General features: G+C 71.3%; 14 protein-coding genes and 1 tRNA gene. 10 read left to right on the top strand and 5 right to left on the bottom strand.

What is annotated here, in order from left to right:
- Nucleotides 1-32 precede the first annotated feature (32 nt).
- Together ACG2DA_RS02995 and ACG2DA_RS02990 are read left to right on the top strand one after the other, a co-directional pair.
- Nucleotides 33-2,582 carry an FG-GAP repeat domain-containing protein gene (locus tag ACG2DA_RS02995; RefSeq protein ID WP_395253982.1) on the top strand — a complete coding sequence of 850 codons (2,550 nt, stop codon included), beginning with the start codon at nt 33-35 and terminating at the stop codon, nt 2,580-2,582.
- 4 nt (nt 2,583-2,586) lie between these two features.
- Nucleotides 2,587-2,943 carry a hypothetical protein gene (locus ACG2DA_RS02990; protein WP_395253981.1) on the top strand — a complete coding sequence of 119 codons (357 nt, stop codon included), beginning with the start codon at nt 2,587-2,589 and terminating at the stop codon, nt 2,941-2,943.
- 21 nt (nt 2,944-2,964) lie between these two features.
- Here the strand turns inward: ACG2DA_RS02990 and ACG2DA_RS02985 are convergent, their stop codons facing one another.
- Nucleotides 2,965-3,732, bottom strand: coding sequence for a hypothetical protein (locus ACG2DA_RS02985; RefSeq protein WP_395253980.1), 768 nt, complete (start codon nt 3,730-3,732; stop codon nt 2,965-2,967).
- A gap of 65 nt (nt 3,733-3,797) precedes the next feature.
- Complete coding sequence (locus tag ACG2DA_RS02980; protein WP_395253979.1) at nt 3,798-4,787, bottom strand: N-acetylmuramoyl-L-alanine amidase; 990 nt, start codon at nt 4,785-4,787, stop codon at nt 3,798-3,800.
- 405 nt (nt 4,788-5,192) lie between these two features.
- Here ACG2DA_RS02980 and ACG2DA_RS02975 point away from each other — a divergent pair, with 405 nt between their 5' ends.
- Complete coding sequence (locus ACG2DA_RS02975) at nt 5,193-8,018, top strand: MMPL family transporter (protein ID WP_395253978.1); 2,826 nt, start codon at nt 5,193-5,195, stop codon at nt 8,016-8,018.
- A gap of 7 nt (nt 8,019-8,025) precedes the next feature.
- Here ACG2DA_RS02975 and ACG2DA_RS02970 read toward each other — a convergent pair.
- Nucleotides 8,026-8,098: transfer RNA gene (locus ACG2DA_RS02970), tRNA-Met, on the bottom strand.
- A 205-nt stretch (nt 8,099-8,303) separates the two neighbouring features.
- On the opposite strand from ACG2DA_RS02970, the gene ACG2DA_RS02965 reads away from it, so the two are divergent.
- From ACG2DA_RS02965 to ACG2DA_RS02940, 6 genes are all read left to right on the top strand, one after another.
- On the top strand, nt 8,304-8,870 hold the full coding sequence (locus ACG2DA_RS02965) for a GNAT family N-acetyltransferase (protein ID WP_395253977.1): 567 nt from the start codon (nt 8,304-8,306) through the stop codon (nt 8,868-8,870).
- Between the two features lie 125 nt (nt 8,871-8,995).
- Nucleotides 8,996-10,297, top strand: coding sequence for a M16 family metallopeptidase (locus ACG2DA_RS02960; protein WP_395253976.1), 1,302 nt, complete (start codon nt 8,996-8,998; stop codon nt 10,295-10,297).
- 154 nt (nt 10,298-10,451) lie between these two features.
- Nucleotides 10,452-11,471 carry a hypothetical protein gene (locus tag ACG2DA_RS02955; RefSeq protein WP_395253975.1) on the top strand — a complete coding sequence of 340 codons (1,020 nt, stop codon included), beginning with the start codon at nt 10,452-10,454 and terminating at the stop codon, nt 11,469-11,471.
- Between the two features lie 6 nt (nt 11,472-11,477).
- Complete coding sequence (locus ACG2DA_RS02950; RefSeq protein ID WP_395253974.1) at nt 11,478-12,149, top strand: hypothetical protein; 672 nt, start codon at nt 11,478-11,480, stop codon at nt 12,147-12,149.
- Nucleotides 12,150-12,487: 338 nt separating this feature from the next.
- Nucleotides 12,488-13,435: a DUF5996 family protein gene (locus ACG2DA_RS02945; RefSeq protein ID WP_395253973.1), complete on the top strand. Its 948-nt coding sequence runs from the start codon at nt 12,488-12,490 to the stop codon at nt 13,433-13,435.
- A gap of 357 nt (nt 13,436-13,792) precedes the next feature.
- Entirely contained in the window at nt 13,793-15,175 is a 1,383-nt protein-coding gene (locus ACG2DA_RS02940; protein WP_395253972.1) for an AAA family ATPase, read from the top strand.
- 154 nt (nt 15,176-15,329) lie between these two features.
- On the opposite strand, the gene ACG2DA_RS02935 is transcribed toward ACG2DA_RS02940, so the two are convergent.
- Together ACG2DA_RS02935 and ACG2DA_RS02930 are read right to left on the bottom strand one after the other, a co-directional pair.
- Entirely contained in the window at nt 15,330-16,142 is an 813-nt protein-coding gene (locus ACG2DA_RS02935) for a hypothetical protein (RefSeq protein ID WP_395253971.1), read from the bottom strand.
- An 85-nt stretch (nt 16,143-16,227) separates the two neighbouring features.
- Nucleotides 16,228-16,653, bottom strand: a complete 426-nt coding sequence (locus ACG2DA_RS02930) for a hypothetical protein (protein WP_395253970.1) — start codon at nt 16,651-16,653, stop codon at nt 16,228-16,230.
- A gap of 409 nt (nt 16,654-17,062) precedes the next feature.
- On the opposite strand from ACG2DA_RS02930, the gene ACG2DA_RS02925 reads away from it, so the two are divergent.
- Nucleotides 17,063-17,842 (top strand): class I SAM-dependent DNA methyltransferase, encoded by a 780-nt coding sequence (locus ACG2DA_RS02925; RefSeq protein ID WP_395253969.1) that lies wholly within the window; start codon nt 17,063-17,065, stop codon nt 17,840-17,842.
- The last annotated feature ends 53 nt before the right edge of the window (nt 17,843-17,895 follow it).

The following is a 17,895-nucleotide window of genomic DNA, read 5'->3' as shown; positions in this document are numbered from 1 at the left end:
CCGATTGTTCCCGTCGTTGCCCGGTTCCGCCGATGCCCCGCCCCGCCCCGCCGTCGCTCCTCGGTTCGCTCGCGGTCGCCCTGACGCTGTCCATCGCGGCCCCGCCCGCGGTGCGGGCCCAGGAGGACGCCGATCCGCTCAGCGCCCACTACGGGTTCGGCGAATTGGACATTCTCAAGGTCGAGGATCGCAGCGAACTGCTCCGCACCGCCGATTTGAACGGCGACGGGCTGACGGACATTCTGCTCTCCGACGACTCGAACAGCCGGCTGGATCTGTTCCTGCAGCGGAACGAATCCGAAGCCGAGGAGGCCGGCAAGGAGGAGGGCGCCGACGCCGCCGACGTGAACGCCCTGCCGGACTCCGCCCGGTTCGAACACGTCAAGCTGTCGGTGGACCGGGCGGTTCTCGGGCTCGTCGCCGCCGACTTCACCGGCGACGGCCGCACGGATATCGCCTACGTCGGCGATCCGGACCGGCTGATCCTCGTCGTCGCCCCGGAGGGCGAGACGCCCGGCAGCTCCGACTGGACCGCCACCGCGGAGCTGGACCGCCGCGAACGCCGCCTGCCGGACCTGCAATCGGGCAGCGGCCTGCTCGCCGCCGGCGACCTGACCGGCGACGGCCGGCCGGACCTCGTGGCGCTGGGCCAGCGGGTGACGTACCTGCTGCCCGCCACCGCGGCCGGCACGCTGGAGGGGGCGACGGAGATCCGCAACACCTCCGACGACCTCTCGCTGGCCCAGATCGCGGACCTGGACGGCGACGGGCTGGCGGACCTTTCCTACACCGCCCGCGTCGGCGACGACCGCGTGCTCGCCGCCCGTCTACAGGAGCCGGCCCCCCGGTCCCGCGGCGGGGACGCCGACGACGCGGAGGAGGAGGTCCGCAACGCCCTCGGCCCGGAACTGCGGTTCGACCTGACGGACCCCCGCAGCGTCACGCTGGGCGAGGTCTTCCCCGAGGAGGACGGCGCCGAGGTGCTGGCGATCACCGGCGCCACCGGCCGGCTGACGATCCGCAAGGTGCGTCGGCCCAAGCTGGGCGACGCCGCGGCCGTCACGGACGGCGGGCTCGCCGGCCGCAAGCTGACGCAGTACGGCTTCGGCGGCCGCGGCGACCGGGACTTCGCCGTCGGCGATCTCGACGGCGACGGCCTGGCGGACGTGGTTGTCTCCGATCCGGCGGGTGCCCGCGTGATCCTGTTCCGCCAAACCGCCGCCGGCGGGCTGGACCTCGGCACGGCGTACCCGTCGCTGGCGGGCATCTCGCAGGTGCGAATTGGCGACGCCGACGGCGACGGGGCGGGCGACCTGTTCGTACTCAGCGACACCGAGGAAACGCTCGGCCGCAGCGTCTGGGAGGACGACCGTCTGACCTTCCCCACGCCGGTCAACGGCGTGGAGAACCCCGTCGCCTTCACCCTGATCACCCCGCCCGGCGCCAAACGGGCGGGCGCCTTCGTGGTCACGGAGAACGGCCGCCGGGACTATTCGCTCGGCCTGGTCGGGGCGCCGGAGAAGTCGATCAAACTGGACCTCTCCAGCGACCCGGACCGGCTGGAGGTCGCCGACGTGGACGGCAACGGCGCCGGGGAGCTCGTGCTGTTCCCCGGCCGCGGCAAGGAGTTGCAGGTCTTCGGCATCGGCGGCGACGGCACGCCGATCCCGCTGAGGAACGAGGGCCTCGGCCCCGGCGAAACGACCCCCGGCGCCTTCTTCGCCGGCTTCCTGCCGCCTGAACCGACGGAGGCGGAGGGGGACGAGGACGCCGCCCCGGCGGCGGACGTGCCGACGATCCTCAACGCCCGCGACAACCTCGCCCGGGACCTCACCGCCCGGGCCGGCCGCACCGGCGTGACGCCGGGCTCCCCGGAGGCCGAAGCCGGCGAGGGCACGCCCACGCTGCGGTGGAGCGTCCGCGACCAGTTCAACGCCGGCGAGGCCGCCGCCAGGATCGCCGGCGCCGTCACCCTCGACCTGGACGACGAGCCCGGCAACGAGGTGGTCCTGATCGACTCCGGCGTGGACAAGCTCCGCATCTACAAGCGGGACGGCTCCCAATTCGCCCCGGCGGGGGAGATCGAAACCGGCGCCCTGGACTACATCGACGCCGCGGTGGCGGACCTCGACGGCGACGCCCGGGACGATCTGCTGCTGTTCGGCGAGGGCCGCTTCGCCGTGCTCTACGCCGGCCGCACCGACCCGGAGCTGACGGAGTTGGCGAACTACGAAACCGACCTCGACCGCACCTTCCTCGCCGACAGCCTCGTCGGCGACCTGAACGGCGACGACCGGCCGGACGTCGCCGTGCTGGACGTCCGCAGCCACTTCGTTGAAATCCTCCGCCCGACGGAGTCCGACGTGGAACGGGCCCTGTACTGGAAGCTGTTCGAGGAGAAAAACTTCGACGGCGAGGGCGGCGGCGGCCTGCAACCGCGCGAGGGCGCGATCGCCGACGTGACCGGCGACGGCCGGGCCGACCTGATCCTGCTGGTGCACGACCGCGTGCTGATCTACCCGCAGGACGACGGCGTCGGCCCGGAGGAGGAGAAGAGCGAAATCGGCGTGGGGGCGGAGTGACCTGATGACCCGCGGCCGGTTCGCCGCTCACGTCCGCCGCCGCCGCGGTCTCTGGATCGCCGGCGGCGTGCTGGCGGTGTTACTCGGGCCGTACGTCACGGCATTCGTCTGCCTGCGGCGGTCCTACTGGGTTTCGATGTTCGTGGTGCACCCTGAGCGCGGCTCCGTGAGCTGCACGCACCAATTTCACGCGTTCGCCGGCGGGCGGGAGGTCTCGCCGGCGCTGCACGCCGCGTTCACGCCGATCCACCGTTGGTGCCTCGGCGGGATGACCGGTGAAGAGTTCTCATCCCTGTCGGCGGCCGAAATGACCGACGGCCCGCGGGACGTCTACGTGACGCAAGACTTGATGGACCGGTAGGCCGGAGCTTGCGTTCCGGGCTCACACGCCGACCGCCACCCCGGCCATCAGCCAGCGGTCGAGAGCCCGCAGGCTGTTCGTCGACAGCGGGGCGTCGGCGGTCAGGCGGACTTCGGCCCGGGCGCCGGTCTCCCGCCAGCCGGCGGCGGCGGCCAGCACCGACGGGGCGCTGCGGCGGCCGTCTTCCCCGCACAGCAGCAGCCGTTTGCCGGCGAGGGCGTCGGCGGGCAGGTTCGAGGGCGGCAGCGTGCCGCCGGCCAGCAGGGCGGCGCCGGCGAACCACTCCGGCCGGGCGCTCAGCAGAGCCGCGGCGGCGTCCGCCCCGCTGCCCAGGCCGGCCAGGTAGACGCGCTCCGTGTGCACGTTCCACTCGGCCTTCACCGCGGCGACTAGCGCCGGCAGGCGGTCGGCCACGTCGCAGACGGCCCGGTCGGACCAGCCGAACCCGGTGCCCCCGGCCGCCCCGCAGGCGGCCCCGCGGACGGACAGGCCGAGGTAGTTGCGGTCGCTCACGCCCCGCATCACCGCGTGCAGGGTGTGCTCGCTGGAGCCGGTGTCGTGCAGCCAGACGACCAGCGGGTAGGCATAGCCGGCTTCGTATCCCTCCGGCACGGCCACGGCGCTGGGCAGGCGGCGGTCCCGCAGCGGATCGGCGGAGACGAACGGCATATCGCTCCCCACCCGGCCGAACCGGCTCGCCAGGGCCGCCGTCAGCGGGTCGACCGACGCCCGCGTCGCCGGTTGGGCGAAGGGGGGCGAAACGGCGGCGGTGAGACGGGAAAGGGGCACGGTCGCTTCCAGGCGGGGGTGAGGGGGGAAACCAGCCCCGGCGAAGGCGCCGGGGCGGCGGGCGGTCAGGGAGCGTCCTGCGACCTGATCCGCGGGAGAGTCAGCGACGGCCCGGCCGGCGCCTCGGGCGCCGACAGACCGGTCGGCAGATAGTCCTCGTCGTCCCAGCCCTCCGGCGGGGCGGGCGGGGAAGCCGGTTCCGCAGCGGGCGCCGTGGGGCCCGACGAGGCCGCGGGTTCGAGCAGCGTCTCCACCGTCAGGTTCTTGCCGGGGCAGGCGGTGGCGGAGACGGCGTCGTGCGGCAGCACGCGGTCGGCGGGGATGTCGTAACGGTCCCGCAGGAAGGCGATCAGCCGGCGGGCGGCGTTCCGTTGGGCGGGGGTGGGGTCGGCGGATTCGAAGTCGCCGACCAGACAGACGCCGACGCCGCGTTCGTTCTCCGCCCGCCGCCCGGCGTGGGCGCCGGCGAGTTGGTCCCGCCAGCGGAAGGTGGGTTCGACGGCGCCGTCGCTCATGCCGTCCCCGTTGCCGATGAGGAAGTGGTAGCCGATGCCCCGCCACGGGTTGCCGGCCGCGTCGCGGCGGCGGCGGTGGGCTCGGTGAATCGCCTCCACGCTGCCGGCCTCCGTCGCGGTGTGATGCACGACGATCCAGCGCCAGGGACGCTCCTCCACGTCCTCCCCCGGCGCCCAGTCGTCATCGGCGGCGGAGGCGAAGGTGGAGGCGTCGTCAGCGGCGGGAACCGCCGGAGCCGCGGGCAGGGGAGCCGGTTCGCTCGACGGCGGGGCGGGCGCGGCGGCCGCCTCGGGTTCCGCGGGGGCCGCGGGACCGACGGGGGCGGGAGCCGGCTCGACCGTGGCGGCCTTCTCGGGCGCCGGTTCGGGGGCCGCCTCCGGCTTCGGGGCCGGGGCGCCCCGCAAGCGTTGCATCACCCGCGGGGAGACGCGAAACGCCGAGGGCGGGGCGGCGGAGATCGGTTCGACGAACAGCCCCGTCGCCGTGATGCCCAGCGCCGCCGTCACAATGCGCAGCGGAGCGGGAACGACGACGGGCACAGGCGGGGCGGACTGGCGAACGGGGTGCGGTCGGCGGGGTCGACGACTGCGGAATCTCTGACGGGGGCGGGACTCTAAAAGCGCCCTCGGGGGGGGTCAACGTGCAGTTTCGCGCCCGAAGCGTGCGGCGATTCCGGTGCTCCGCCGGGGGGTGGGGATGGGGACCGTCGGCGGACCTTGCGGGCAAAAAGGCGGCCGCAAACTCGTCCCGGCCCGCCGATCCGGCAAGTCCGACCGGCCTCCGCGACTTTACTGGGCGACCGAAGCAGTGGCGCTGCCGGGGGGGGCGGTAGGGGTTCGACGCCCGTATTCTGGAGCGTCCCCCGTCTCCGTGGGCACGCTGGCCGCCCCGCCCGGGACGACCTCCCGGCGCTTCCCCTCCCGTTCCGGATTCCGCCCCCGCCGATGTTCGAGCGTCTCGGCCGAAGCGCGACGCGGGGGTGGGCGGTCGTTCTGGTCGTGTGGGCGCTGGTCTGGGCGGGGGTGTGGGCGACCCGGCCGGAGTGGAGTTCAGTCACCGCCGACGGCGAATTCGCCTTCCTGCCGGAAGACTCCCCCAGCCTCGCCGCGGAGCGGCAGTTTCGGGAGCGTTACGGAAAAGACCTGCTGCAAAGCACGATCGTGCTGGTCGTCAGCCGGCCGGCCCGGGCCGGCGGCCTCACCGGCCCGGAGGACGCCCCGGCGGACGATCCCGACGCCCACGACGAACAGTTTCTCGCCGAGACGCTGTTGCCGGCGCTGCGGCGAATGCTGGTCTCCCGCGGCTTCGCCTCCCCCGCCCTGCCGTTCGGCCACCTGGAGGCGGAGGAGACGCCGGAGAAGACGGCGGCGGATGAGGCGGAGGAAGAGGCGAGGCCGCGGCGGGCCTCCCCCGCCCCGTCGAAGCCAAGCGCCCGCCTGCTGATCGACCGGAACGACGCCGAGGCGCCGGAGGACCGGTTCCTCGTCGCGGCGGTCCTCACCCCGCGGGACCGGGTCGTGGGGCCGCTGTTCGAGAGCCGCGACGGGCAGGCGGCGCTGATCGTGCTCGGGCTGCGGACCGAGTTCGGCGAGACCCGCAACGCCCCGCTGGTCACGGCGGTGGAGAACCTCGCCCGGGACCTGCACTTCAGCGGCGTCCTGCCGGCCGGGCTGGAACTGGCCGTCAGCGGCACCGCGGTGGTCGGCCGCGACCTGCGGGAAGCGACCGAACGCAGCGGCGCCGCCACGCACGTCGCCTCGCTGGTGTTGGTCGTCGGCCTGCTGCTGGCGATCTACCGGGCCCCGCTGCTGGCCGCGGTCCCGCTGATCACCGTGGTGGTCGGCGTGGAGGTGGCCCTCAGCCTGCTGGCGTTGGCCGCCGGGCGGGGCTGGTTCTCCCCCTTCATGGGGCTGGAGGTGTACGTGACCGTGGTCGCCTACGGGGCGGGCGTCGATTACTGCATGTTCCTCACCGCCCGGTTCCGGGAGGAACTGGACGCCGCGACGCCCGGCTCGCTGGTCCCCGCCGGCCGCGGCGCCGGCGGGCAGCTGCGGCGGGCCGAAGGGTGGTCCGACGCCCTCGGCGCCGCCCTCACAAAGGTCGGCCCGGCGCTGGCGGCCAGCGCCGGCACGACGATCGTCGGGATCGGGATGATGGGCTTTGCCGAGTTCGAAAAATTCCAGCAGGCGGCTTGGGGCATCGTGACGGGGCTGGCCTGCGTGACGGCCGCCTCGCTGACGCTCGCCCCGGCCCTGCTGGCCCTGCTGGGGCCGTGGGCCTTCTGGCCGAAGATCCCGCACGGGGCCCCGGCCGCGGAGGGCGGTTGGCTGCCGGCCGGGTCCCGCTCCGCCCGGCACCGCCGGCTGCGACTCTTCTGGAAGACCCTGGCCGACCGCGTCTGCGACCGCCCCGGCCGCTGGCTGCTGGGGGCGCTGGCCGCGATGGCGCCCTTCGCCGTGGTGGGGGCCCTCGGGCAGGACCGCCTCACCTACGGCCTGCTGAGCGAACTGCCGGAGAACGCCCCCGGCGTCCGCGGCGCCGAGGGGGTGCAGCGGCACTTCCCCCCCGGCGAGACCGGTCCCGCCACCGTGCTGCTGACCAGTCCGATCCGCCCTGACGGCACGGCCCTGGACTTCCGCGACCGCGACGCCGACGGCCGCCGGTGGGTCGACGAACTGACCCAGCGCCTGTGGGCCCGGCGGGAGGAACTGGGGCTGGCGTCGGTGCGGAGCCTGTCCGCCCCGCTTGGCGCCGCCGCGGACGCCCCCGAACTGACCGTCGAGGGCGAGGGCGATCTCGGCGGCGGGTTCGGGGCGGTGCTCCGCCGGGCGGCGGCCGCGACGGGCGTCCGCGATTACTACATCGCCGGCGCCGACGCCGCGGACGGACGGACGGTGCGGTTCGACGTGATCTTCGAGGAGGACCCGTTCACCCGCGGTTCGATCGAACGTCTGGAAGGTCTGCGGACCGCGATGACGGAGGAACTGCCGGAGGAATTAGCCGGAGCGGAGATCGCGGTGCTGGGGGCGACGGCCAGCCTGGCGGACCTCGCCGCCGTCACCGGCCGCGACCAGACGCGGATCAACCTGCTGGTGTTGCTGGGCGTGTACGTGGTGCTCGTGGCGCTGCTCCGCCGGCTGGCGCTGTCGGCGTACCTGATCGCCACCGTGGCGCTGGGCTACCTGACGACGCTGGGGGCGATCATCGCCCTGTCGCACCTGTGGGCCTGGTGGGTCGACACGCCGGGCGGCTTCGCCGGGCTGGACTGGAAGGTGCCCACGCTGCTGTTCACGATCCTGGTGGCGGTGGGGGAGGACTACAACATCTACCTCGTCACCCGGGTGGACGAGGAGCACGCCGCCGCCCGCGGCCCCGGCGTGAGCGAGTCTCAGGCGGCGGTCCGCGGCGTGCGGGCGGCGCTGGCCCGCACCGGGGCGATCATCAGCGCCTGCGGGCTGATCATGGCGGGAACGTTCGCCTCGATGATCTTCGGGGAACTCACCGGGATGGTGCAGCTCGGCGCCGCCCTGGCGACCGGCGTGCTGTTGGACACCTTCCTGATCCGCCCGGTGCTGGTCCCGGCGTACCTCACCCTGCTGCACAGCGGACGGTTCGGCCGTCTCGGCCCCTGGCTCGGGGCCGTGAGCGACGACTCGGAGAATCCGCCGAAATCGCCCTTGACGAACTCGACGCCCGTTCACTACACCCCATCCCAACCCGCATCCCGTCGCCCGGACGCCGAGCCCCTCGCCACACGCGAGCCGGGCTGACGGCTAATAGCGGAGGTGGGATTCGAACCCACGACCTACGGCTTATGAATCCGCCGCTCTAACCCCTGAGCTACTCCGCCGGGTTCCGCCGAACCGCCCGTCCTGAGGGACGCCCGGCTCGATCGGGGGCGGGATGATACCGATCCGCCGCCGGAAGGGAAACGGGCCAGAGGGCGTCGGTTCGCGGTTTTCGGCGCCGGGCGGAGGATTTTTCGTCAGGCCGCCGCGGCTCATGAGGCGCGGGTACACTGAAGAACGTCCCCCTACCCTACCCCGCGTCGCGCCATGCAGTTCGTCCGTCGGGTTCGCATGGAGGCCCTGCTGGGCCGTCTGCCGGCGCCGGAACTGCCGGCGGAGTTTCGGCTCGTGCCGTGGCGGGACGAGTTGATCGACGACCACGCCGCCGCCAAGCGGGACGCGTTCGCCGACGAGCCGGACAGCCTGCTCTTCCCCGCCCTCGCCACCGCCCGGGGGTGTCGGGCGTTGATGGCGGACATCGCCCGCCAACCGCTCTTCCTGCCGGAGGCCACCTGGCTGGCCGTCCGACGCAGCGATCTGTTCGATGAACCCGCCGGCGGGGCGGCGGTGGGGACGATTCAGGGGCTCGGCGGGGGGCGGGGCGTGGGGGCGATCCAGAACGTCGGCGTCGTCCCGGAGTGCCGCGGCCTCGGGCTGGGCCGGGCGCTGCTGGTGCGGTCGCTGTACGGCTTCGCCCAGCGGGGGTATCGGCGGGTCTACCTCGAAGTCACCGCCGACAACGCCCGCGCCCTCGCCCTGTACCGCAACGTCGGCTTCCGCCCGGTGCGGACGCTGTACAAACCGCTCCAGGGCGAACCCGTCGCCGCGGGGTGAGGAGGGAGGGGGAAGGAGGGAGGAGTCACGCTCGCCGTGCCCCCCTCCCTCATCCCCCCTTCCCCCTCACCGGCGAACGCCCCCCGCGGTTGCCCGGCCTGCCCGGCGACCGGACACTCGCTCGCATGCCCGCTCCGTCGCCGTCTCTGCCCGCCCCCACCGCCTCGGCCCGGTCCGTCACGCAGCAGCGCACGCTGAAGAACGGCCTCACGGTGCTCGTCGAGCCGATGCCGCGCGTCCGCAGCGCCGCGTTCTCCCTGATGGTCCCCGCCGGCAGCGCCTACGATCCGCCCGGCAAAAACGCCTGCGCCGCCCTGCTGTGCGACCTGCTCACCCGCGGCAGCGGCGAGCTGGACAACCGCGGCTTCACCCACGCCCTGGACGACCTCGGCGTGAACCGCGGCGAGTCCGTCGGCGCCGGCCACCTCTCCGTCTCCGCCGCCACCGTCGCGGAGAATCTTCCGAAGGCCCTCCGCCTCTACCGGGACCTGTTCCGCCGTCCCCACCTGCCGGAGGAGGAGTTCGCCCCCGCCGCGGACGGCCTCCGCCAGAGCCTGCGGGCGGTGGAGGACGAACCGGCCCACCGGGTGATGCTGGAGCTCCGCCGCCGCACCTACCCGGCCCCCTGGGGCCTGCCGACCGACGGCACCCTCTCCGGCCTGGACGCCTGCACGCACGCCGACGTCGTGGCCCACCACGCCGCCTGCGTCCGCCCGAACCACGCGGTCCTCGCCGTCGCCGGGCACGTGGACCCGGAGGCCTGGTTCGACCTCGCCGCCGAGTGCTTCGAAGACTGGGAAGAAAAACCGGACCCGGCGATCGCCCCCGGCCCCCGCGGCCCGGCCCGGGACCATCTGAACCACGAGGGCGCCCAGACGCACATCGCCCTGGCGCTGCCCGCCGCGGCGTACGGGGACGCGGGGTATTACGAGGCGTGGGCGGCCGCGGCGATCCTCGGCGGCGGGATGAGCAGCCGGCTGTTCACGGAGGTCCGGGAGAAGCGGGGTCTGTGCTACAGCGTCTCGGCGAGCTTGAGCGGGTTGAAAACCGGCCCGGGCCCGGACGGGGGGAAGGAGGGCCGGCTGTTCTGCTACGCCGGCACCACCGCGGAGCGGGCCCAGCAAACGCTCGACGTGTTGATGGAGGAACTGTGGCGCCTGCGGGAGGGCGTGACGGCGGACGAACTGACCCGCTGCGTGGCCCGGGCGAAGTCGGGCCTGGTGATGAGCCAGGAAAGCACGACCGCCCGCGCGAACGGGTTAGCGAGAGACTGGCGCCACCTCGGCCGCGTGCAACCGCTGTCGGAAACCCTCGACGCCGTGAACGCCCTCACCGCCGAAAGCGTCAGCGAATACCTCGCCGACCGCCCCCCCGCCCCCCCGACCGCCCTCACCCTCGGCCCCGCGGCATTGGACTGGCCTGAGTAGAATGGTCGCCCCGCGTGTGCGGCTGGCGTGTGCCACTGGCACCCTGCCTCTCTGAACAACACCGCTGACAGGACTGGCGTTCAACTGAAGGCAATGTCACCCTCCACTGGCGAATTGCCGATCCACCAGCCAGTGCTTCTTCAAGCGTGCCCCGATGACCGACAGTGACCAAGTTGAGGAAACCGCGGCAGAAGTGCCTCTACCAAGGATTCTGAATGATCGAAAGATGTACTCCATCCAGAGGGTCGATCAGTTTCGCAGTGAGGTTGCGAACCTGAAGCACCTTCCGAAGGCAGAAGGGATGTGTGTGTACACCACCGGCTCGTTCGGTAGGAAAGAAGCATCCAACCAGTCGGACATCGACCTCTTCTTCATGCATCTTGGCGGCTCTGAGACGCCGCTCCCAAATCTCCTCAAGACTCGAATTGACGCTGAGCTTATTGACCTCACCGAGAAGCTCGAGTTCCCCCCTTTTTCGAATGACGGAGAGTACCTCTCCATCCACTACCTCGATGACATGAAGTCGAAAATGGGGGGCCCGGCGGACGATTTCGACAACCTGTTTACCGCTCGAATGCTGCTCTTACTGGAGAGCGACTGGATCTACAATGAGGACGTGTACAAAGAGGTCATCTCGGAAGTCATCCAAAGTTACTATCGAGATTTTCATGATCATCGAGACGGATTCAAGCCGCTCTTCTTAACAAATGACATCGTCAGGTTCTGGAAGACGCTTTGCCTGAACTACGAGCATCGGCGAAATCGTATGTCCGAAGACGAAGACAAAAAGCTCAAGCACCGCATCAGAAACTTGAAGCTCAAGTTCAGCCGCATGCTTACATGTTTCTCGACGGTTGCCGTCTTGGTGCGAAGTGATCTCGTCGCAACTCCTGATTTGCTCGCGTCTCAAGTACTTCGCACGCCAATGGGTCGATTGGATCTGGTTGGAGGGGACGTAAAGGGTGCCGCAGCTCTCGTTCGTCAAATTCAGGAGGAGTACTGCTGGTTCCTCGAGATGACAGGGCGTAATGACGAAGAAGTGAAGGAATGGATCTCTGACAAGGAGAAACGAGATGCCGCATTTGAACGCGGGAGGAAGTTTGGCCGAGACATGTACGACTTAATCCTTAGAGCTTCCGAGGATACAGAGACCGTCCGCTACCTACTCGTTTGAATCGCAATGGCAAACCGCATCTTCTATTTCGTCGAGCCGGCAGAGCCCTATATCCGGCATCACCTTAACGCGATCCGCCTTCTTTGCGACCCGCGAGAGAACAAACTCGCGCATGTGACTGTCCGCGGCCCCTATGAATCATCACTCTCCGCCGAGAGGATCGATAGTCTTGGACAGTTAGTAAAAGGTGAGATCCTTCAGTTTGGCCCCATTGGGGAGTTTGTAATTGGCCGAAAGATCAACCTCCACCTCGAGTGTGAATGCGACGCTCTCAAAAAAGTGTGGGACAAGAGCGACTTCGGTTATCGCCCGCATTTGACGATCTTCGATGGAACAAGGGGGCCGTACATGGAAAGCATGCGACGCGTAATGCTACATAGCTTGGGGCACTTCAAAGCCTCCTGCACCTCGCTCGTTGAGTATCCTCCGCCTCGCGGGAGAAATCACAACATGTTGGCGGAGAGCCTAAGAGGCGGAGTCCTCTCCAGGCTTGTCGGCTTCAATATCGAACCCGAAGATGTCGGCCAAATCCCATCAGGAGATAGGTTTTCTCTAATTTCTCGGCTATGCCAGCAACTGAGCAGGAGGTCCAGTTTTTTTGACCAAGCCGACCTATTCGAGGATGCGACACCGCCGGTGCCTCATCTTGCACACCTCGCCTCGTGCAATGAAGTTTAGTCACCTCAACTTGGGTGCCGAGTGTCCGGGGCGGCTCGCCCCTTTGCATCCCATTTCAGGCGGCGGGTGGCCGGGGTGACCTGACTGCCCGGCGAGTGGCACTGGTGCGGGTCCGCCGGCGCCCCCGGCGTTTCGGCCGGGCGGCATGCTCTCACCGCGGCGCCGGGGACTTGGCCCCGCTCAGCGGTCCGGCCCGGCCCGCCGCGGGGTGAGCAGGGAGGGGGACGCCGCGGCCGTGGCGGGGGATAGCGTCGGCGGGGGCGCCGCGTCACGCTGCACGGGCGCAACCCCGGCGGCGCCCGCCGCGGGCGGCCGCCCGCCCCGCACACGGCCACGCCATGTCGACCGATTCGCCCCCCGCCAATCCCTGGCCCGAACTGCCGGCGCTGGAGGACTGGCGGGAGACCTTCGAGACGCTCCACATGTGGAGCCAGATCGTCGGCAAACTCCGGCTGGCCGGCGGGCCGTGGCTGAATCACTCCTGGGGCTCCACGCTGTACGTCACCACGCGGGGGCTCACCACCTCGCCCGTCCCGCACCGGGGGCGGACGTTCGCCGTCGACTTCGACTTCGTCGCCCACGCGCTGCGGATCACGACCTCCGACGGCGGCGAACGGGCCTTCGACCTCGAACCGATGTCCGTCGCGGCGTTCTACGGCAAAACCATGGAGGCCCTGAGCGACCTCGGCATTGAGGCGAACATTCTGGCCCGGCCGGTCGAGGTCGAGACTGCGATCCCGTTCGCGGAGGATACCGGGCACGCCAGCTACGACGCCGACGCCGTGCATCGGTATTGGCAGGCGCTCGTGCAGGCCGACCGCGTGATGAAGGAATTCCGGGCCCGCTTCGTCGGCAAGGCGAGCCCGGTGCACTTCTTCTGGGGGGCGTTCGACCTTGCGGTCACGCGGTTCTCCGGCCGCGACGCCCCCAAGCACCCCGGCGGCGCCCCGAACTGCGCCGACTGGGTCATGGAGGAGGCGTATTCGAAAGCGCTCTCCAGCGCGGGGTTCTGGCCCGGGGCGGGCTTGGGCGAGGCGGCCTTCTACGCCTACGCCTATCCGGAGCCGGACGGGTTCCGGGACCGCCCCGTCGAACCGGCCGCGGCCTCTTTTCACCAGGACCTCGGCGAGTTCGTCCTGCCCTACCGGGCCGTCCGGGAGGCCCCCGACCCCGACGCGGAGCTGCTCGCCTTCCTGCAAAGCACGTACGAGGCCGCCGCCGACCTCGCCGACTGGGACCGGGACGGGCTGGAGCGAACGGCGGCGCCGCCGCCCGCCGCTTCGTAACGGCGGGCGGCGCTGGGCGGCGGGTGGCGCTGGCGCCGGTCCGCCGGCGCCTTGCCCTTTCGGGCGCCACTGGCTTTGCCAGTGCGTGCGGCGGCCGAGGGCTCGGGCCGGGCCGCAGTTCTCGCACGTCACTCCGGCACTGGCGGAGCCAGTGGCACACGACGGGGGCAAGGCGCCGGCGACGACTTTTCGCCGCCCCGGGCGTTTCGGGCGGCCTCGATCAGACCCGAAAAAACCGCCGGCACCGCGTTCTCAAACATTTCGCGGGGCCGGGTTCAAAACGGCTCGGTTCCTCTATCAGGCCCCGCGAACGGGGTTCAGAATCGGACCGTTTCGGGTTCGTTCTGTGAGGACGTGATGCACGACGGGGAGCACACTTCAAACACGCCGGAGGTGGGGGCGGCGTTGGCGGCGCTGGAGCCGTTTCTGCACGACGCGACCCGCCGCGTCCTGCGGGCCGGGCTGCCGGACGCGGCGCCGCGGGCCGGGACCGCCGGGACCACCGGGGACGGGGTCGATTGGGAACTGATCGACAGCCTCGTCCCGCAGGCCGAGTGGCCGCCCGGCGACGGCCCGCCCTGGAAACGCCGCCCCGCCGCGGACTCCGCCCCCGTCGTTCCCCCCGACCCGGCCGGGGAGTGGACGACGCTGACGGCGATCCCCCCGCGGCCGGTCCGCTGGCTCTGGCCCGGCCTCATCCCCGCCGGCAAGCTGACGATCCTCGCCGGCGATCCGGGCACGGGGAAGTCCTTTCTCGTTCTCGATTGGGCGGCGCGGGTGAGCGCGGGCCGCGGGTTCCCGGGGGGAGTGACGGAGGGGGGAATGACGAATGAAGAATGTCGAATGAGGAATGACGAAACGGGGGCGGCGTCAGAGCGTTTCGACATTCGTCATTCAACATTCGACATTCCGTCGCCCCGCGACGTTTTGTTGTTCTGCGGCGAAGACGACCCCGCGGACACGGTGCGGCCGCGGTTGGAGGCGGCGGGGGCGGATTTGGAGCGGATCGCCGTGGCCGGGGAGGTCGCCGGGGGGCGGGGGTTCGATCTCGCCGCGGATCTGCCGCGGGTGCGGGCCAAGCTGGAGGCCCTCGCCGCGGCCGGTCGGCCGGCGGGGCTGGCGGTGATCGACCCGCTGGCGGCGTTCACGGCGTCGGTGGATCGGAACGGGGAGCGGGCCGTGCGGGCGGCGCTGGACCCGCTGGCGGCCCTCGCGGCGGAGTCCGGGGCGGCGGTCGTCGCCGTGCTGCATCTGCGCAAAGACCGCCGCGGGCCGGAGGTGCTGGGGCCGATCGGCAGCATCGCCCAGACCGCCGTGGCCCGCAGCGTGCTGCTGGCCTCCGCCGACCCGGCCGACCCCGCCGGCCGGTTGCTGCGGTCGGCGAAGGCGAACCTGTCGCCGGACCGGGCCGCGGTTCCCTTCCGGGTCGAGGGCGGCGCGGTGCGGTACGGCGCCGTCCGCCGGCGCCCGCCCGGCCCGGCGGCCAGCCAGCGGGAGCGGGCGACGGAGTGGATTCGGAACTATCTGGCCGACGGCCCGAAGCGGGCCTCCGACGCGATGCGGGACGGCTTGGCCGCGGGGATCGGGCGGAGCACGCTGAAGCTGGCCCGCCGCGATCTGGGGCTGGGGAAACACCGGTTCCACGGCCCCCGCGGCGACGCCTCCGACCCGACGCAGCGGGCCACGGGGGCCTACTGGGTCTGGGCGCTGCCGGGGCAGGACCCGCGGGACGCGGCGTGAGCGGTCGGCCGTGCGCTGCCCGCCGGGGCGGGCGGCCTGTTTTCCAATCTCCCCCATCAACAAGAAAAACCGCCCGCCCCCGTGCGGGGGACGGGCGGGTTCGCACGTCGTCGGCGGCGTCCTCACCTGAGGAGCGGCCGCGCGTCGGGCGGGATCAACGCCGGTCGGGACGGTTCCCGCGGCGGCGGGGGCGGTCGGTCCGCTCGGCGTCTTCACCGTCGTCGCGGAGTTCGCCGTCGTCGCGCGATTCGCCGTCGTCGCGGCGGTTGGGGCGGCGGTATTCGATTTCGACCGTCCGGTCGCCGGCGGTCACCTTCCGGGCCGCGACGACCAGCATGCCGCGGGCGGCGATCGGGTGGCCGGTCACCTCGACCGTGTCGCCTTCGGCGAGGTCCAGGTCGGCGGTGGCGTCGGCCGGCCCGAGGTCGGCGACGCGGCGGTCGCCGAATTCGGTTTCGATCCGCACGACGCGGTGCTCGACGTCGGTGCCGCGGATCGGAACGGTCTTGGTTCCGATAATTTCGCCCTCGACGGTGACGGTGCGGACGCCCCGGGCTTCGGACCGCATGCGGTCCCGCTGCCGTTCGCGGAGACGTTTGCGTCCTTCCTGCATCCGCTGCGGGTCGCGGCCGGCGGACTTGCGTTGCTCCTGCTGGCGCCGCTGCCGCTCCGTGACGTAGAGGACCCAGTCGTCGGAGCCGTCGTCGTAGCCGTCGGCGTACCCGGCGTAGTAGCCGGCGAGGAAGTGGGTCATCGCCTCCTCCCGCTCCGCGGTCCGTTCGCCGTCACGTCGTTCGCCGTCGCGCTGGCGGCCGGGGCGGTCCGGGCGGTCCCCGTCGCGTTGGACGCGGGGTTGGTCGCGATCGCGGGAGGGCCGGTCGTCGTCCTGGGCGGCGAGCGGTGCCGCGGCGAAGGCGGCGACGCTCAGGCCGAGGGTCCAGCGGGCGAGTCGGTGTTGCAAGATCATGGGGAAAGCCTTGGTGTGGGAGCGCTCTCGAGAAAGTGCGGGTTTCGGGGCGTGAGGCGGGCCTCAAAAGAGGCCGCAGTCCTTCTCAGAAGTCGAAGGATTCCGGGCTGTCGAAGTAGCCGCCGTAGACGTCGTCGTCGCGGAAGCCGCCGTAGCCGCCGAAACCGCCGTAGCCGCCGTAGCCGAGGCCGTCGTAGTAGTCGTAGTACCAGTCGTTGTCGTAAAGACCGCCGGCGTCGTAGGCGCCGAACCCGTAGGGGTTGTAGCCGTAGGACGCATACGGGTTGTAGCCGTAGCCCCCGTAACCGAGGCCGCCGTAGTTATATCCAAGACCCCCGTAGTTATAGCCGAGGCCGCCGTATTGGTTGGCGAGGAGGCCGGAGTTATATCCCGCGCCGTATTGGTTGCCCAGGAGGCCGGAGTTGTAGCCGTAACCGAGTTGCGCGTTCGCCGCGGTCGGCAGCAGGGCCGCGCCGGCGAAGGCCGCGGCGGCGATTAACAGCGTTCGCATCCGTGAATGTCCGGAGTTCATCGAAGTCTCCTTTTGAGAGAAAGAACTGGTGACGGCGCGGGCCGCCGGGAGGGGACCGATCGCCCCTATCAACGGCAGGCCGCGACCGCTCGACCCCCGAATGTGACGGGTGAAATAATCTGCGCGCCCCGCAGAAACGCCCAGCGTCGCTTGGGCCGGCTCCCCGCCGGCCGGCGGGGCCGTCCCAGACGCCTCTGTGGGGAAATTGTTGTGGACGCCTCGCCGGTCCCGCGGGCCGCGGGGGGAGGCGTCGGACCCGACGGAGCGGGCGGGTTTGGGATGCGGGCCGGGGTCGGTAAGGTCGGGGCTCGCCCGTTCACGCCTTTTCCCCCCTCGGCGCCCGCAGGGTTCCGGCGCCGTCGGCGCCGAGCCGCCGCCGTCCGACGCTATGCCGCAACGTCATCACGTTCGTTTCCCCTCCGCCAGCGCGGACGATCTCGCCCAGGACGAGGTCCGGTTCGAGGTCGTCGAGGGCGATCGGCCGGTGCGGCTCCGCTTTCACGACTACGACGAGATCTACCGCCGGCCCGGCCTGTACGAGCAGGTCTTCTACGACCGGCTGCGGTGCTGCTCCCCGGCGAAGGTGGGCGACCTGCTCCGCCAGACCCTCGCGGCGGTGGGGCGGAACGTGACCGAGCTGCGGGTGCTCGACCTCGGCGCCGGCAACGGGATGATGGGCGACGTGCTGAAGACCTCCGGCGTCGCCCGGCTGGTCGGGGCGGACATCATCCCCGAAGCCCGCGAGGCCTGCTACCGCGACCGGCCGGGGCTGTACGACGACTACTTCGTCGCCGACTTCACGAACCTCCCCCAGGAGACCGCCGACGCGATCGACGCGTGGTCGATCGACTGCCTGACCACCGTGGCGGCGCTGGGCTTCGGGGACATCCCGCCGGAGGCCTTCCTGCGGGCGCTGGACTTTGTGAAGCCGGACGGTTGGGCGGCGTTCAATATCAAGGAGACGTTCCTCGACAATTCGGACCGCTCCGGCTTCTCGCGGTGCGTCCGCCGGCTGATCGCCTCCGGGCGGCTCGACGTGCACCACCTCGAACGCTACCAGCACCGGCTGTCGATGGAGGGCACGCCGCTGCACTACTACGCGATCGTCGCCCGCAAACGCGGCAGCAGCCCGCTGAGCGGCTTCGCCGGCAACGGCGACGACGACTGAGCCCCGCATCCGGCGCCGCCGGCGTCCCGGCTTCTCGGAGGGTCCGGGACGCT

This window comes from Alienimonas sp. DA493, assembly GCF_043951915.1.
Lineage (GTDB): Bacteria > Planctomycetota > Planctomycetia > Planctomycetales > Planctomycetaceae > Alienimonas.
This window is presented reverse-complemented; position numbering and strand designations above follow the sequence as displayed.